Source organism: Enterobacter cloacae complex sp. P13B (genome assembly GCF_014895915.1).
Classification (GTDB): Bacteria; Pseudomonadota; Gammaproteobacteria; order Enterobacterales; family Enterobacteriaceae; genus Enterobacter; species Enterobacter bugandensis.
Genome location: NZ_JADBQN010000031.1, coordinates 102,512 through 116,782, shown reverse-complemented (window position 1 = coordinate 116,782; position 14,271 = coordinate 102,512). Strand labels below are relative to the sequence as shown.

Here is a 14,271-nt window from a genome sequence, read left to right as displayed (position 1 = left end):
AGATCGAACCTAAAAACCTTAAAAATTATGCGTCTGGTTTTATCGTCCTTTTTTGCACTCGGTCTGTTCAGCGGCCTGGCGTTTGCTGCGCCCGGGCAGTCAACGCAGCCTGACATTCGTGACAGCGGCTTCGTCTATTGCGTCAGTGGCCAGGTGGACACCTTCAACCCGCAAAAAGCGGGCAGCGGCCTGATTGTGGATACGCTCGCCGCGCAGCTGTACGATCGTCTGCTTGATGTCGACCCGTACACCTATCGCCTGGTGCCTGAACTTGCGGAAAGCTGGGAAGTCCTGGATAACGGTGCAACCTACCGTTTTCGCCTGCGCGATGATGTCGCGTTTCAGCGTACACCGTGGTTTACCCCTACGCGCAAGCTGAACGCGGATGACGTGGTCTTCACCTTCCAGCGTATCTTTAACCGTAACCACCCGTGGCATAACGTTAACGGGGATAATTTCCCCTATTTCGACAGCCTGCAGTTTGCCGACACCGTTAAAAGCGTGCGCAAGCTGGACAGCCGGACGGTTGAATTTACGCTGACGCGCCCGGATGCCTCCTTCCTCTGGCACCTGGCGACCCACTATGCGTCCGTTATGTCCGCCGAATACGCGGCGAAGCTGACGAAAAAAGATCGTCAGGAGCTGCTCGACCGCCAGCCGGTGGGTACCGGTCCATTCCAGTTGGCCGAATACCGCGCGGGGCAATATATTCGCCTGCAGCGCCACGAACATTTCTGGCGCGGTACGCCGCTGATGCCGCAGGTGGTGGTCGATCTCGGGTCTGGCGGAACGGGACGGCTCTCGAAACTGCTCACCGGGGAATGCGACGTGCTCGCCTGGCCCGCTGCCAGCCAGCTCACCATTTTGCGCGACGATCCGCGTCTGCGTCTGACGTTACGCCCGGGGATGAACATCGCTTATCTGGCCTTTAACACCGATAAGCCGCCGCTGAACAACCCTGCCATACGTCACGCTCTGGCGCTGGCGATCAACAACCAGCGTCTGATGCAGTCGATCTACTACGGCACGGCGGAAACCGCCGCCTCAATTTTACCGCGCGCCTCGTGGGCCTACGACGGTGAGGCTAAAATTACGGAATACAATCCGGCAAAAGCGCGTGAACAACTGAAAGCGCTGGGCGCGGAAAACCTGACGCTCCAGCTTTGGGTGCCCACCAGCTCCCAGGCGTGGAACCCGAGCCCGCTGAAAACCGCTGAACTGCTGCAGGCGGATATGGCGCAGGTGGGCGTCAAGGTGATCATCGTACCGGTTGAGGGCCGTTTCCAGGAGGCGCGCCTGATGGATATGAATCACGACCTCACCCTGACAGGCTGGGCTACCGACAGTAACGATCCGGACAGCTTCTTCCGGCCGCTGCTGAGCTGTGCTGCGATAAATTCGCAGACCAACTACGCCCACTGGTGTAACCGGGAGTTCGACGCCGTGCTGCAAAAAGCGCTCTCTTCCCAACAGCTGGCCTCGCGCATTGACGCTTACGATGAAGCGCAAAAGATACTCGCTCAGGAACTGCCGGTGCTTCCGCTGGCCTCTTCCCTGCGCCTTCAGGCCTACCGCTATGATATTAAAGGCCTGGTGCTGAGCCCGTTCGGCAACGCCTCGTTCGCCGGCGTATCGCGTGAAAAAGAACAAGAGGTGAAAAAACCATGATTATTTTTACCTTGCGTCGGCTCCTTTTACTGCTGGTGACGCTCTTTTTCCTGAACTTTGTCGGCTTCAGCCTGAGCTATTTCACGCCGCATGCCCCGCTACAGGGCTCATCGCTGTGGGATGCCTGGCTGTTCTGGTTTAACGGTCTGCTGCACTGGGATTTCGGCGTGTCGAGCATCAACGGGCAGCTTATCTCCGAGCAGCTGAAGGAGGTGTTCCCGGCCACGATGGAGCTGTGCATTCTGGCCTTCGGCTTTGCCCTGATGGTAGGTATTCCCGTGGGCATGCTGGCCGGGATCTACCGCAACAAATGGCAGGATAAGTTTATCAGCGCCCTTGCCCTGCTCGGCTTCTCTATCCCGGTATTCTGGCTGGCGCTACTGCTGACGCTGTTCTTCTCGCTGACGATGGGTTGGCTACCGGTCTCTGGCCGTTTTGACCTGCTCTATACGGTTAAAACGGTAACGGGTTTTGCCATCATTGACGCCTGGCTGTCCGATTCCGTCTGGCGCCATGAGATGATCGTCAGCGCCCTGCGTCATATGGTACTGCCGGTGCTGACGCTGGCGGTTGCGCCGACAACCGAGGTGATCCGTCTGATGCGCCTGAGCACCATCGAGGTGTTTGAGCAGAACTATGTCAAAGCTGCCGCCACGCGCGGATTGTCGCGCCTGACCATACTGCGCCGCAACGTCCTGCACAACGCTCTGCCGCCGGTAATTCCGCGCCTGGGGCTGCAGTTTTCCACCATGCTTACGCTGGCCATGATCACCGAGATGGTCTTTAGCTGGCCCGGGCTGGGACGCTGGCTGATTAACGCCATCCGTCAGCAGGATTATGCTGCTATCTCAGCGGGTGTGATGGTGATTGGTTCGCTGGTCATTATTGTTAACGTGTTGTCCGATATTTTGGGTGCGATGGCTAACCCATTGAAGCATAAGGAATGGTATGCCTTACGATAACGTTTACAGTGAAAAGCGCACGCCCGGTGCGCTGCGTACCGTGTGGCGAAAGTTCTATGGTGACACCACGGCAATGATCGGCCTTTATGGCTGCGCCGGTCTGGTATTGCTTTGCCTCTTTGGTTCGTGGTTTGCGCCTTATGGCATCGATCAGCAGTTCCTTGGCTATCAGCTGCTGCCGCCTTCCTGGTCACGCTACGGCGAAGTCTCATTCTTCCTCGGCACTGACGATCTCGGACGCGACGTATTGAGCCGTCTGTTAAGCGGGGCTGCCCCGACGGTGGGCGGCGCGTTTGTCGTGACGCTCGCGGCGACGCTCTGTGGACTGGCGCTCGGTATATTCGCGGGCTCCACGCATGGCCTGCGCTCGGCGGTGCTGAACCACATTCTGGACACGCTGCTGTCGATTCCGTCCCTGCTGCTGGCAATCATTGTGGTTGCCTTTGCCGGTCCGCATCTGTCGCATGCCATGTTCGCCGTCTGGCTGGCTATCCTCCCCCGCATCGTGCGCTCGGTTTACAGCATGGTGCATGACGAGCTGGAAAAAGAGTATGTCGTTGCGGCCCGTCTGGACGGCGCGACGACCTTCAATATTCTGTGGTTTGCCGTTCTGCCAAACATCGCCGCCGGGCTGGTCACCGAGATCACCCGTGCGCTGTCGATGGCAATTCTGGACATCGCTGCGCTCGGGTTCCTCGACCTCGGTGCGCAGCTGCCGTCCCCTGAATGGGGTGCGATGCTCGGTGACGCGCTGGAGTTGATCTACGTGGCGCCGTGGACGGTTATGCTGCCGGGGGCGGCGATTATGGTAAGCGTGTTGCTGATCAACCTGCTGGGCGACGGTATTCGCCGTGCAATTAACGCGGGGGTGCAATAATGCCGCTTCTTGATATTCGCAACCTCACCATTGAATTCAAAACCGGTGAAGGCTGGGTTAAAGCCGTCGATCGCATCAGCATTACTCTCGCCGAGGGCGAGATTCGCGGGCTGGTGGGTGAATCTGGTTCGGGAAAAAGCCTGATCGCCAAAGCGATCTGCGGCGTGGCGAAAGACAACTGGCGCGTGACCGCCGACCGCATGCGGTTCGACGATATAGACCTGCTGCGCCTCTCTCCGCGCGAGCGTCGCAAGCTGGTCGGCCATAACGTCTCGATGATTTTCCAGGAGCCACAGTCCTGCCTCGATCCGTCCGAGCGCGTAGGCAAACAGCTGATGCAGAATATTCCCGGCTGGACCTATAAAGGCCGCTGGTGGCAGCGTTTCGGCTGGCGCAAGCGCCGCGCCATTGAGCTATTACACCGCGTCGGGATCAAAGACCATAAAGACGCGATGCGCAGCTTCCCGTATGAGCTGACCGACGGTGAATGCCAGAAGGTGATGATTGCCATCGCCCTGGCTAATCAGCCGCGTTTACTGATTGCGGATGAACCCACCAACGCGATGGAGCCGACCACCCAGGCACAAATTTTCCGCCTGCTGTCGCGCCTGAACCAGAACAATAACACCACCATTTTGCTGATCAGCCATGACCTGCAAATGCTCAGCAAATGGGCGGATAAAATTGACGTGATGTACTGCGGGCAAACGGTCGAAACTGCCCCGAGTGAGGAGCTGATCGCCGCGCCGCACCATCCATATACGCAGGCGCTTATCCGCGCCATTCCTGATTTTGGCAGCGCCATGCCGCACAAGAGCCGTCTGAATACCCTGCCCGGAGCGATTCCGCTGCTGGAATCGTTGCCGATAGGCTGTCGTCTGGGGCCGCGTTGTCCGTATGCTCAGCGTAAATGTATCGAAACGCCGCGCCTGACCGGCGCCAAAAATCATCTTTACGCCTGTCATTTCCCGCTGAACATGGAGAGAGAGTGAAATGGTCGAAACCTTGCTGGAAGTCCGCAATCTGAGTAAGACCTTTCGCTATCGCACGGGGCTGTTTCATCGTCAGACTGTCGAAGCGGTTAAGCCGCTGAGTTTTACCCTGCGTGAAAAACAGACGCTGGCGATCATCGGCGAAAACGGCTCCGGCAAATCCACGCTGGCGAAAATGCTTGCCGGCATGGTCGAGCCCACTGCTGGAGAAGTGTTGATTGACGATCATCCTCTGCAGTTTGGCGATTACTCTTTCCGCAGCCAGCGCATCCGCATGATCTTCCAGGATCCGTCTACCTCGCTTAATCCACGCCAGCGCATTTCGCAAATCCTTGATTTCCCTCTGCGTCTGAATACCGAACTGGAGCCAGAGGCGCGCCGCAAGCGTATCTTCGAAACGCTGCGTATGGTTGGGCTGTTACCGGATCACGAAAGCTACTACCCGCATATGCTGGCCCCTGGTCAGAAACAGCGTCTGGGTCTGGCCCGCGCGTTGATTCTGCGCCCGAAAGTGATCGTTGCAGACGAAGCGCTTGCCTCGCTGGATATGTCGATGCGCTCGCAGCTGATTAACCTGATGCTCGAATTACAGGAAAAGCAGGGTATCTCCTACATCTATGTCACCCAGCATCTGGGGATGATGAAGCACATCAGCGATCAGGTAATGGTCATGCACCAGGGGGAAGTCGTCGAGCGCGGCAGCACGGCGGATGTGATGGCCTCCCCGCTTCATGAGCTGACGAAAAGGCTGATTGCCGGGCATTTCGGTGAAGCATTGACCGCCGATGCGTGGAGAAAAGACCGTTAAGCGCGGCGGTAAACACGGATTGCTCCGCTCAAATAAGGATTAAATAGCCTGCGTGCGCTATTTAATCCTTTTATTTTTTGTCTCCATCCCTGCTCCATATTTTAAGCAATATCCATCAATAGTTCTTCTCCAGAATACCGGGACATTACGGAGGAGAAGAAATGAACACCACCACATATGTTCTAAAATATACGGAGTATCTCATCAGAAAATGCCGTTCATATTTCATGACGGACCTCAATTTTCATACTGCAAAACTCAAAAAGACATCAGGCATAACCCCTGACATTAAATCACCCACTACGTTGAGTGAAAAAATATGTCATCGCCTGGTCTATGACCATAATAATCTCTACACAATGCTTGCCGATAAACTCGCCGTCCGCGAATACGTTGCGTCCAGAACAACGCGAGTAAAAGCGGTGCCTTTGATTGGGGTTTACCGCAGGTTTTCGCATATCGATTTTTCAATACTGCCCGATCAATTCGTCCTTAAGTGCAATCATGACAGTGGAAGCACAATAATCTGTACAAACAAAAACCAGTTCAATTACCGACAGGCCCGTAAAAAGCTTACTCTCGCATTAAAGAAGAATTTGTATTACACCACGCGCGAGTGGCAGTACAAAAATATTACACCCGTTATACTGTGTGAGCCCTATGTCGATCTTTTCAATAATGCGGACAGGAACAGCACGCCGGAAATGCTGAGAATTCACTGTTTTCACGGGGTCGCACACTATGTTGAGGCCGATTTTACGGATGACCACGGCAGAGAGTTTATCAACGTTTACGACCGACACTGGAATTTACAGCCCTTCCAGATGGAATATCCTAATACGCCGGTCGCGCCCGGCGAGCCGAAATTGTTCCGTGAGGCTCTGCTGGCCGCTCAGGAGCTGGCGAAGGGTCTTGACTACTGCCGCGTTGACCTCATGTTGAAAAGCGATGAAATTTACTTCAGTGAAATAACCTTAAGCCCAAAACGGGGCAAATTGCGAATTACCCCTCTGGAATGGGATACAAAGTTAGGCGATATATGGCAGTTGCCGCTATCGGCGGGCAGGCCAGGCTGACCTGCCGCCAGGGCTCAGGCATCGGGCCAGGTCAGTTTGAACAGGGAGTGGTTTTGCTTCGATAAGGTATACGTTACATCGCCACCATGAGCCAGCATGATGGCTTTTACCACCGATAACCCTAAACCACATCCTTCGGGATTGACATCTCTGGCACCTTTATCCCGCTGGAAAGGTTGAAATAAGAAATCATGAAATTCCCTGGGGATGCCCGGCCCGCCATCCTCAATAAGGATATAATTGCCTTTATCAGAGACGCCATTTTTTACGATGAGTTTTCGCAAAGTTGAATAATGTAATGCGTTGTCAAACAGAACGGCCAGACACTGATTGATGCGCAACGGATCGAACACGCATCGCTGTTCCCTCAACTCTGTTTTAATCACAAACTGATTGTGCTTGAACTCGGGCATGAAAGTATCAAGCGCATCCTGGATTGTGCCTTTGAGGTCCGTTCTGGATTTATACAGCGTATAACCCGCCCCGCCGTCAGAGCTGATCACCCGAAGATCTTCAATCAAACGGGTTAACCCCTCAGTCTGCTTGAGAAGATTATTAAAAAGCAGCGGATCCGGCTCAAAAACGCCGTCAACCAGCCCCTGAAGCCGCCCGCGTAAAATCGTGACCGGGGTTCTCAGCTCATGGGCAATGGCGGCGTTCCAGGATTTCCTCTGAATATCCAGCGTCTGGAGTTTTTCCGCCATTTCATTGAAATCCGTGACCAGATGATTGACCTCTCCCAGACGGGAGCTGACGCAATAAGCACGGGCATCCAGCTGGCCCTGAGAAATTTTTCTCAGGCTGGACGCTACCGCGTTTAACGGGGTGAGTATTCGTGAAGAAAGTTTTATCGTTAAAAATATCGCGATTATTAGACTGATTGTTGTTGCGGTCCCGATCCACACCCAGTCCCACATCGTCATTTGCTCGTCATCGCCCTCAACGGCACCGCCGGGGAGGTGATCGAGAATAAAAGAGTAAAAAAACCAGGAGCCCAGTACCGCAATGGCAATGATCATAAACGTCAGCAATAGCATATACGTTAAGATCTGCCGACTCAGGACAGAATCTCTGTTCATTTTTTCTCCCCGAGTCGATAGCCCATCCCCCTGATGCTCTCAGGAACGCCATAAAGGCCTGCAAGCTCCAGCTTTTTACGCAGCTTGCTCATATGACTGTCTACCGTTCTGTCGAGCGTATCGCCTTCCGGCAGACACGCGTTAAGTAACTCTTCCCGGGAACAGACCTTTCGCGGGTATCTCACCAGGTAAGTAAGAAGTTTAAATTCCGTCGTCGTTAATACTGGGGAGACTACCTCTTCGCCCACGGTAACCTCAACGTAGAAATCGTCCGGGTAGACCGTAATAAAAGGCGTCCTGAGAGGCACGGCACCCGCCTGCTGAAGAGCGGGTCTGGTTCTGCGCAGCACGGCTTCAACCCGCGCGACCACTTCGGAAGGGTTGAAAGGTTTGATGACGTAATCATCCGCGCCAAGCCTGAGTCCCATCAGCTTATCCACGTCCTGATCGAGTGCGGACACCATAATGACGGGCACAGAACTTTCCTGACGGAGCGTCGTGAGTACGCTCCAGCCATCGCATACGGGCAGATGGATATCCAGCAATATAAGATCCGGTTTATGGAGCCGATTAAGCGCTATCGCCTGCTCGCCCTGCCGGGCTCTCAGCGTTTTCATCCCAGAACGCTCTAAGTAACTCATCAGTATATCGGCAATTTCGTTTTCATCTTCAACAACAAGGATTAGAGTATTTTTGTTCATTTTATCTCCGCGGGTGAAATCCCTTTGAGCACGCTATCAGATATCTTTAGCACAATAAGACACAGGCTCCGGGAAAAAGTGCCATGACCGCGAAAATTTCCTGGGTTAATTTAAGTGCCAGGCAATTTCTCCATACAGCCTACACATTCAGTCAATAAAGACTCGACAATGTCAGTCCACAATAGTTATTCGGAGTTAAACCATCTTTCGTTTAACGTGGTAAATACCCCTGTCGCTTAAAGGCTTTCTGAATTTGGCTGAGATAATGAACATGGAACTTTCGAAATACTTCTCTCCTAAAAAAATCGGCATATTTTCTCTCTTCCTGCTGCTATCGTGGGGATTACTTTATACCTGGCTGGTATTGATGCATAAAATGGATGAGAAAGTCGCCGCAACACTACTCTCTTCCCCCATGATCTATGGCTGCATCGCCTTGTCGGTTGTCTCTCTGATAATACAAAACAAAGCAGGCGCGTTCACTGAATTACTTCTCATCGCCTTCTGGCTAATGGTGATTTTTGTTTATCTCATTATTACGTTCACTGTGCTGCTGAACGCTACACCAGATTTTAACGATTTGGTGTTTTACTATGAGTGTTATTTAATTCTCTTTTTTGGCGGTTCACCGTTGTACCTCATCGTGAGAATGATTTAAACAACCGTGTTGTTTCGCTCCACACTCTCTCCATAAACCGCCCATGTCCGCTAAACAGGCGAGTTGTAGACTCTCCATCACACCATCTTGAACAAAATAACTCACTGAAATAGTCACGTATCTGGAAGTTAAATTAATGCCTCATTTCTTTATTGAACGTCCCATTTTCGCTTGGGTCGTGGCGCTTTTTATCGTCCTGGCGGGTGTATTGTCTATCCCCCGGCTGCCGGTTGCGCAGTATCCGGCGGTGGCACCGCCTGGGATTATTATTTCTGTCACCTACCCGGGCGCCAGCCCCGATATTATGAATACGTCGGTGGTGTCGTTACTTGAGCGCGAAATATCTGGCGTCGATAATTTGCTTTACTTCGAATCATCCAGTGACACAACCGGTTCTGCGTCTATTACCGTGACGTTTAAGCCCGGCACGGACATCAAGCTGGCGCAGATGGATCTTCAGAACCAGATTAAAATTGTGGAGCCGCGTTTGCCACAGGCGGTCAGGCAAAATGGCATCAACGTCGAGGCGGCCAATTCCGGTTTTTTAATGATGGTGGGGCTGAAGTCCGCAACCGGTAAATTTGAGGAAGCCGATTTAAGCGATTACTTTGCCCGGCATGTAAGCGACGAGCTTCGCCGCGTACCTGGAGTAGGGAAAATTCAGCTGTTTGGTGGCGAAAAAGCGCTGCGCATCTGGCTGGACCCGATGAAGCTTCATAGCTACGGACTTTCGGTGAGCGATGTGCTTACCGCCGTTGGCCAGCAAAATGCCCTGGTTTCGCCCGGCAAAACGGGAGATGAACCGGCATCTGAAGGGCAAGGTGTAACGTATCCGATCACCGTGAAGGGGCAACTCACTTCCGTAGAGGCTTTCAGGAATATTACTCTGAAATCAGAGGCGTCCGGCGCAAGGCTGAAGCTGTCCGACGTCGCGCGCATTGAGTCCGGCCTGCAAAGCTACGCTTTCGGTATCCGCGAAAATGGCGTTCCCGCAACGGCTGCGGCGGTCCAGCTATCGCCTGGCGCCAATGCGATGAGTACGGCTGCAGGCGTACGCGCACGCATCGACGAACTTTCTCAGGTGTTGCCGGAAGGAATGACGTTTACGGTTCCCTTCGATACCGCGCCTTTTGTGAAGCTCTCCATCATGAAGGTGGTGCAGACATTTGTGGAAGCGATGGTTCTGGTCTTCCTCGTAATGCTGCTGTTTCTGCATAAGATACGCTGTACGCTTATCCCGGCGATTGTTGCCCCCGTCGCACTGCTTGGCACCTTCACGGTGATGCTATTGAGTGGATACTCCATCAATATTCTGACCATGTTCGGCATGGTTCTGGCGATAGGGATTATCGTAGATGACGCTATTGTGGTCGTGGAGAACGTCGAGCGCCTGATGGAAGAAAAACAACTCTCTCCGCGCGACGCGACCCGGGAGGCCATGAATGAAATCACGCCGGCAATTATCGGGATCACGCTGGTGCTTACCGCCGTCTTTATTCCCATGGGTTTCGCCGAAGGATCCGTCGGGATTATTTATCGACAATTTTGTATTTCCATGGCGGTCTCCATACTGTTGTCGGCATTTCTTGCCCTCACGCTTACCCCCGCGCTATGCGCGACGCTACTTAAGCCTCACAGCGCAGCAAAGCACGTTGGTGGCAGGTTCGCAGCAGGGTTTAACGCCCGCTTTCGTACCCTCACGACGTGGTACGAATCCGGGCTGGGCGCGGTGCTGAGACGTACCGGGCGGATGCTGCTGTTGTACGTTGCGCTATGTGCTGCGCTATGTTTGGGGCTTTCTTCGCTGCCCTCGTCCTTTCTTCCGGATGAAGATCAGGGCTATGTTATGTCCTCAATTCAGCTGCCTTCCGATGCCACAATGCAGCGCACCCTGAGAGTGGTTAAAAAATTTGAAGAGGAAATTGCGGCCCGGCCGGATATTGAAAGCAACATTATGATTCTGGGATTTGGGTTTTCAGGCTCGGGACCGAATTCGGCCATGGCCTTCACCACGCTGAAGGACTGGAAAGATCGGCAGGGTACGACCGCACAGAATGAAGCCGACCATATACAGGCCAGCATGGCTAACGTCTCTGATGCCGTCACGATGAGCCTTCTCCCGCCGGCCATTTCGGATATGGGCACCTCCTCGGGCTTCACCTGGTACGTGCAGGACAGGGCGGGACTGGGCTACGAGGCGTTAAAGAGAGCGGCCGATGCGCTGGTTATGAAAGCTAATCAACGTCCTGAACTGAGTGACGTGTATATAGACGGTCTGCCGGAAGGAACAAGCCTGGCCCTTCAGATTGACCGGGAAAAAGCGGAAGCGCTGGGCGTTTCATTTGATGAAATCAACCAGACGCTCTCGGTCACCATGGGGTCGAACTACGTTAATGACTACACGAACAAGGGCCGCGTTCAGCAGGTCATTATTCAGGCCGACGCCCCTTACCGCATGCAGCCTGAGCAGATCCTGAAATTATCGGTAAAAAACCGTATGGGGCAGATGGTGCCAGTATCTACGTTTGCGACGCTTTCCTGGAACGTTGCGCCGCAGCAGTTGACGCGTTATCAGGGATATTCTGCTATCCGCATTACCGGCAGTGCGGCCCCGGGCAAATCCAGCGGCACTGCAATGAAGGCCATGGAGACGTTGTCACGGGATTTACCGCAGGGGATGGCCGGCGAGTGGGCCGGGAGCTCATTGCAGGAGAGAAAATCCGAATCTCAGCTCCCGGGTCTGATCGTTCTGTCGATACTGGTCGTGTTCATGGTGCTCGCCGCCCTGTATGAGAGCTGGTCAATTCCCTTTGCGGTCATGCTGGTCGTTCCCCTGGGGCTTATCGGTGCGGTGGTTGCCGTCTCCGTTGCGGGCATGACGAATGATGTTTTCTTTAAGGTCGGCCTTATCACCCTGATAGGCCTGTCCGCCAAGAACGCTATTCTGATTGTCGAGTTTGCAAGGCAGCTCCACCGGGAAGGACAACCCCTGCTGGCGGCAACAATACAGGCCGCAAGCCAGCGTCTGCGCCCTATTCTGATGACATCGTTAGCCTTTACGTTAGGCGTGGTGCCACTGATGCTGGCGCGTGGCGCGAGTGACAGCACGCAGCACGCTATCGGCACCGGGGTGTTTGGCGGCATGATCAGCGGCACGCTTCTCGCGATCTTTTTCGTCCCGGTATTCTTTATTGTCGTTGCGCGTTTCGTTGAGAACGCCAGGAAAGTGTGAATACCGCTGATGGATCGCGGAACCTTGCTGGTTGGATGAGGCGAAGCTGCTGCCGGGTGATATACTGGACGAATGCTGAAATTTTGAGCCCCCGCCAGCCCGCGCCTCACCTTTTGGGGCATTCCTCTTCGGAGATCGACGAGAAATATCGTGACACAAGGGGCCGTGAGTGGGCTATAATTTCGAGCTAATTTCGAATGATTTTGAAATACTGCCTGTAACGCTATGAATTACAAGGCAAAATAAGCAATGAATATAAGGATTAAAGCTATGGGTTTTCTTTCCGGTAAGCGCATTCTGGTGACTGGCGTTGCCAGCAAACTGTCCATCGCATACGGCATCGCACAGGCAATGCATCGCGAAGGCGCTGAGCTGGCGTTCACCTACCAGAACGACAAGCTGAAAGGCCGTGTTGAAGAGTTTGCCGCGCAGCTGGGTTCCAGCATTGTTCTGGAATGTGACGTTGCACAAGACGAAAGCATCGACGGCATGTTTGCTGAACTGGCAAAAGCATGGCCGAAATTCGACGGTTTCGTTCACTCCATCGGCTTCGCTCCAGGCGACCAGCTGGACGGCGACTACGTGAACGCGGTAACCCGTGATGGCTTTAAAATCGCGCACGACATCAGCTCCTACAGCTTCGTTGCAATGGCGAAATCTTGCCGCGCAATGCTGAACCCGGGCGCAGCGCTGCTGACCCTGTCCTACCTGGGCGCAGAGCGTGCTATCCCTAACTACAACGTTATGGGCCTGGCGAAAGCATCTCTGGAAGCCAACGTGCGCTACATGGCGAACGCAATGGGTCCAGAAGGCGTGCGCGTTAACGCCATCTCTGCTGGCCCTATCCGCACCCTGGCGGCGTCCGGCATCAAAGATTTCCGTAAAATGCTGGCACACTGCGAAGCGGTTACCCCGATTCGTCGTACCGTTACCATTGAAGATGTGGGTAACTCTGCTGCATTCCTGTGCTCTGACCTTTCCGCAGGTATCTCCGGCGAAGTGGTTCACGTTGACGGCGGCTTCAACATCGCTGCAATGAACGAGCTGGAAATTAAATAAGCTGTGGCTCTCTTCCCGCATGGGAAGAGAGCTTTCCCCCTCCGCACTCCCCTTCGTTATTCCGTTCTGCTATTTGTTATCACCTAACAATATTTTTCCCTTTATCTGCCTTACGCCAGGATATTGATCGCCATTTTGAGATCAAGGAACGCCCATGGAACAACGCCGTTTTTCCGGCAAAGGCCACTGGTATCACGAAACCCAGTCTAACCACGCGCAGCCGGATGTGCTGCCCCTGGTGCCCGAAGCCGCTAACGTCGACGATCGTTTTTTGCTCGATTTAGCCCTGCCAGATGAGATTGTCGCCGCCTGTACCGGCTGGCTCGCTCCTGCCAGATCCTTATGTCACCAGCTGTTCCCGCTCTCACTTCCCGTAAACCGCCTGCGAACGCTTAGCGCCTACGATCGGTTAAGTACCGCGCTGACGGTGGCGCAGGCCTGCGGCGTTCAGCGGCTGTGCAATCACTACGCCGCCCTCCTCGCCCCGCTGCCGGGTCCTGACTCCTCCCGCGAAAGTAACCGACGGTTGGCGCAAATCACGCAGTACGCCCGCCAGCTCGCCAGCTCACCTGACGTCATTGATGATAAGGCGCGAAACCAGCTTGATGAGGTAGGTCTGTCTATCTATGACGTTGTGGTGATTAACCAGATAATCGGCTTTATCGGTTTTCAGGCGCGCGTGGTCGCTGTCTTTCAGGCGCTGCTCGGCCATCCCGTCCGCTGGCTGCCGGGCCATCATATTCAGCCGCACACCCTGCCAACGTCCTCCGACGCGTGGATCTCGCTTCTGCCCGTGGTCGAGCTTCGCTATGCCAGTGCGCATCAGCTTGAGTCCCTCTCCCGCTGGCAGGCAGAGCCCACGCTTGAGGCGCTGACGCCGGTCCTGTGCCATGAACCGACCTTGCTCGACCTGATGGGGGAGATCCTGATAAACAGCCGGGAAACGATTTCGCTGCCTCCTCCAGCGCTTTCGGCAGCAGCCGAATTGCTGACACGCTCGCCGGACCGCTTCAGCGCCGCACAATTTACCCCGCTCACGGAAGAAGGACTTACTGCCGTTCAGGCGATCAACCTGCTCAGCCAATGCGCGCTGGAGGGCTGGCTCAATCGACTAAAAGTCGCATCCGGCAAAGCGGAATAACCACACTCTTTCCCCAAA

The 14,271-nt window shown here is 54.3% G+C and carries 12 protein-coding genes; 10 read left to right on the top strand and 2 right to left on the bottom strand.

All coding sequences use genetic code 11. From position 1 onward, the window contains the following. Positions 1-27: 27 nt before the first annotated feature. From sapA to IM273_RS14185, 6 genes are all read left to right on the top strand, one after another. A complete protein-coding gene (gene sapA, locus IM273_RS14210) occupies positions 28-1,668 on the top strand; it encodes an ABC transporter substrate-binding protein SapA (protein ID WP_193051353.1) in 1,641 nt (546 codons plus the stop codon). Next, positions 1,665-2,630, top strand: a complete 966-nt coding sequence (sapB, locus tag IM273_RS14205; RefSeq protein ID WP_041909670.1) for a putrescine export ABC transporter permease SapB — start codon at positions 1,665-1,667, stop codon at positions 2,628-2,630. The genes sapA and sapB overlap by 4 nt, the downstream gene beginning before the upstream one ends. Further along, entirely contained in the window at positions 2,617-3,507 is an 891-nt protein-coding gene (gene sapC, locus IM273_RS14200) for a putrescine export ABC transporter permease SapC (protein ID WP_028013383.1), read from the top strand. Before sapB ends, sapC begins: the two co-directional genes overlap by 14 nt. Beyond that, complete coding sequence (sapD, locus tag IM273_RS14195; protein ID WP_028013384.1) at positions 3,507-4,499, top strand: putrescine export ABC transporter ATP-binding protein SapD; 993 nt, start codon at positions 3,507-3,509, stop codon at positions 4,497-4,499. The genes sapC and sapD overlap by 1 nt, the downstream gene beginning before the upstream one ends. Position 4,500: 1 nt before the next feature. After that, the gene (sapF, locus tag IM273_RS14190; RefSeq protein ID WP_028013385.1) at positions 4,501-5,307 is read left to right on the top strand and encodes a putrescine export ABC transporter ATP-binding protein SapF; all 807 of its coding nucleotides are present in this window, start codon (positions 4,501-4,503) and stop codon (positions 5,305-5,307) included. Positions 5,308-5,468: 161 nt separating this feature from the next. Continuing rightward, the gene (locus IM273_RS14185) at positions 5,469-6,383 is read left to right on the top strand and encodes an ATP-grasp fold amidoligase family protein (RefSeq protein ID WP_193051355.1); all 915 of its coding nucleotides are present in this window, start codon (positions 5,469-5,471) and stop codon (positions 6,381-6,383) included. Between the two features lie 14 nt (positions 6,384-6,397). Here IM273_RS14185 and IM273_RS14180 read toward each other — a convergent pair whose 3' ends face one another. Both IM273_RS14180 and IM273_RS14175 read right to left on the bottom strand, forming a co-directional pair. Further along, positions 6,398-7,462: an ATP-binding protein gene (locus IM273_RS14180; protein WP_193051356.1), complete on the bottom strand. Its 1,065-nt coding sequence runs from the start codon at positions 7,460-7,462 to the stop codon at positions 6,398-6,400. Beyond that, positions 7,459-8,163, bottom strand: coding sequence for a response regulator (locus IM273_RS14175; protein WP_028013388.1), 705 nt, complete (start codon positions 8,161-8,163; stop codon positions 7,459-7,461). Before IM273_RS14175 ends, IM273_RS14180 begins: the two co-directional genes overlap by 4 nt. A gap of 271 nt (positions 8,164-8,434) precedes the next feature. Here IM273_RS14175 and IM273_RS14170 point away from each other — a divergent pair, with 271 nt between their 5' ends. From IM273_RS14170 to IM273_RS14155, 4 genes are all read left to right on the top strand, one after another. Then, positions 8,435-8,821, top strand: a complete 387-nt coding sequence (locus tag IM273_RS14170; RefSeq protein ID WP_041909660.1) for a hypothetical protein — start codon at positions 8,435-8,437, stop codon at positions 8,819-8,821. Between the two features lie 136 nt (positions 8,822-8,957). Then, entirely contained in the window at positions 8,958-12,053 is a 3,096-nt protein-coding gene (locus IM273_RS14165) for a multidrug efflux RND transporter permease subunit (protein ID WP_193051358.1), read from the top strand. Positions 12,054-12,323: 270 nt separating this feature from the next. Further along, positions 12,324-13,112, top strand: a complete 789-nt coding sequence (gene fabI, locus IM273_RS14160; protein ID WP_003856831.1) for an enoyl-ACP reductase FabI — start codon at positions 12,324-12,326, stop codon at positions 13,110-13,112. 154 nt (positions 13,113-13,266) lie between these two features. Continuing rightward, entirely contained in the window at positions 13,267-14,253 is a 987-nt protein-coding gene (locus IM273_RS14155; RefSeq protein WP_063942365.1) for a hypothetical protein, read from the top strand. Positions 14,254-14,271: the final 18 nt, after the last annotated feature.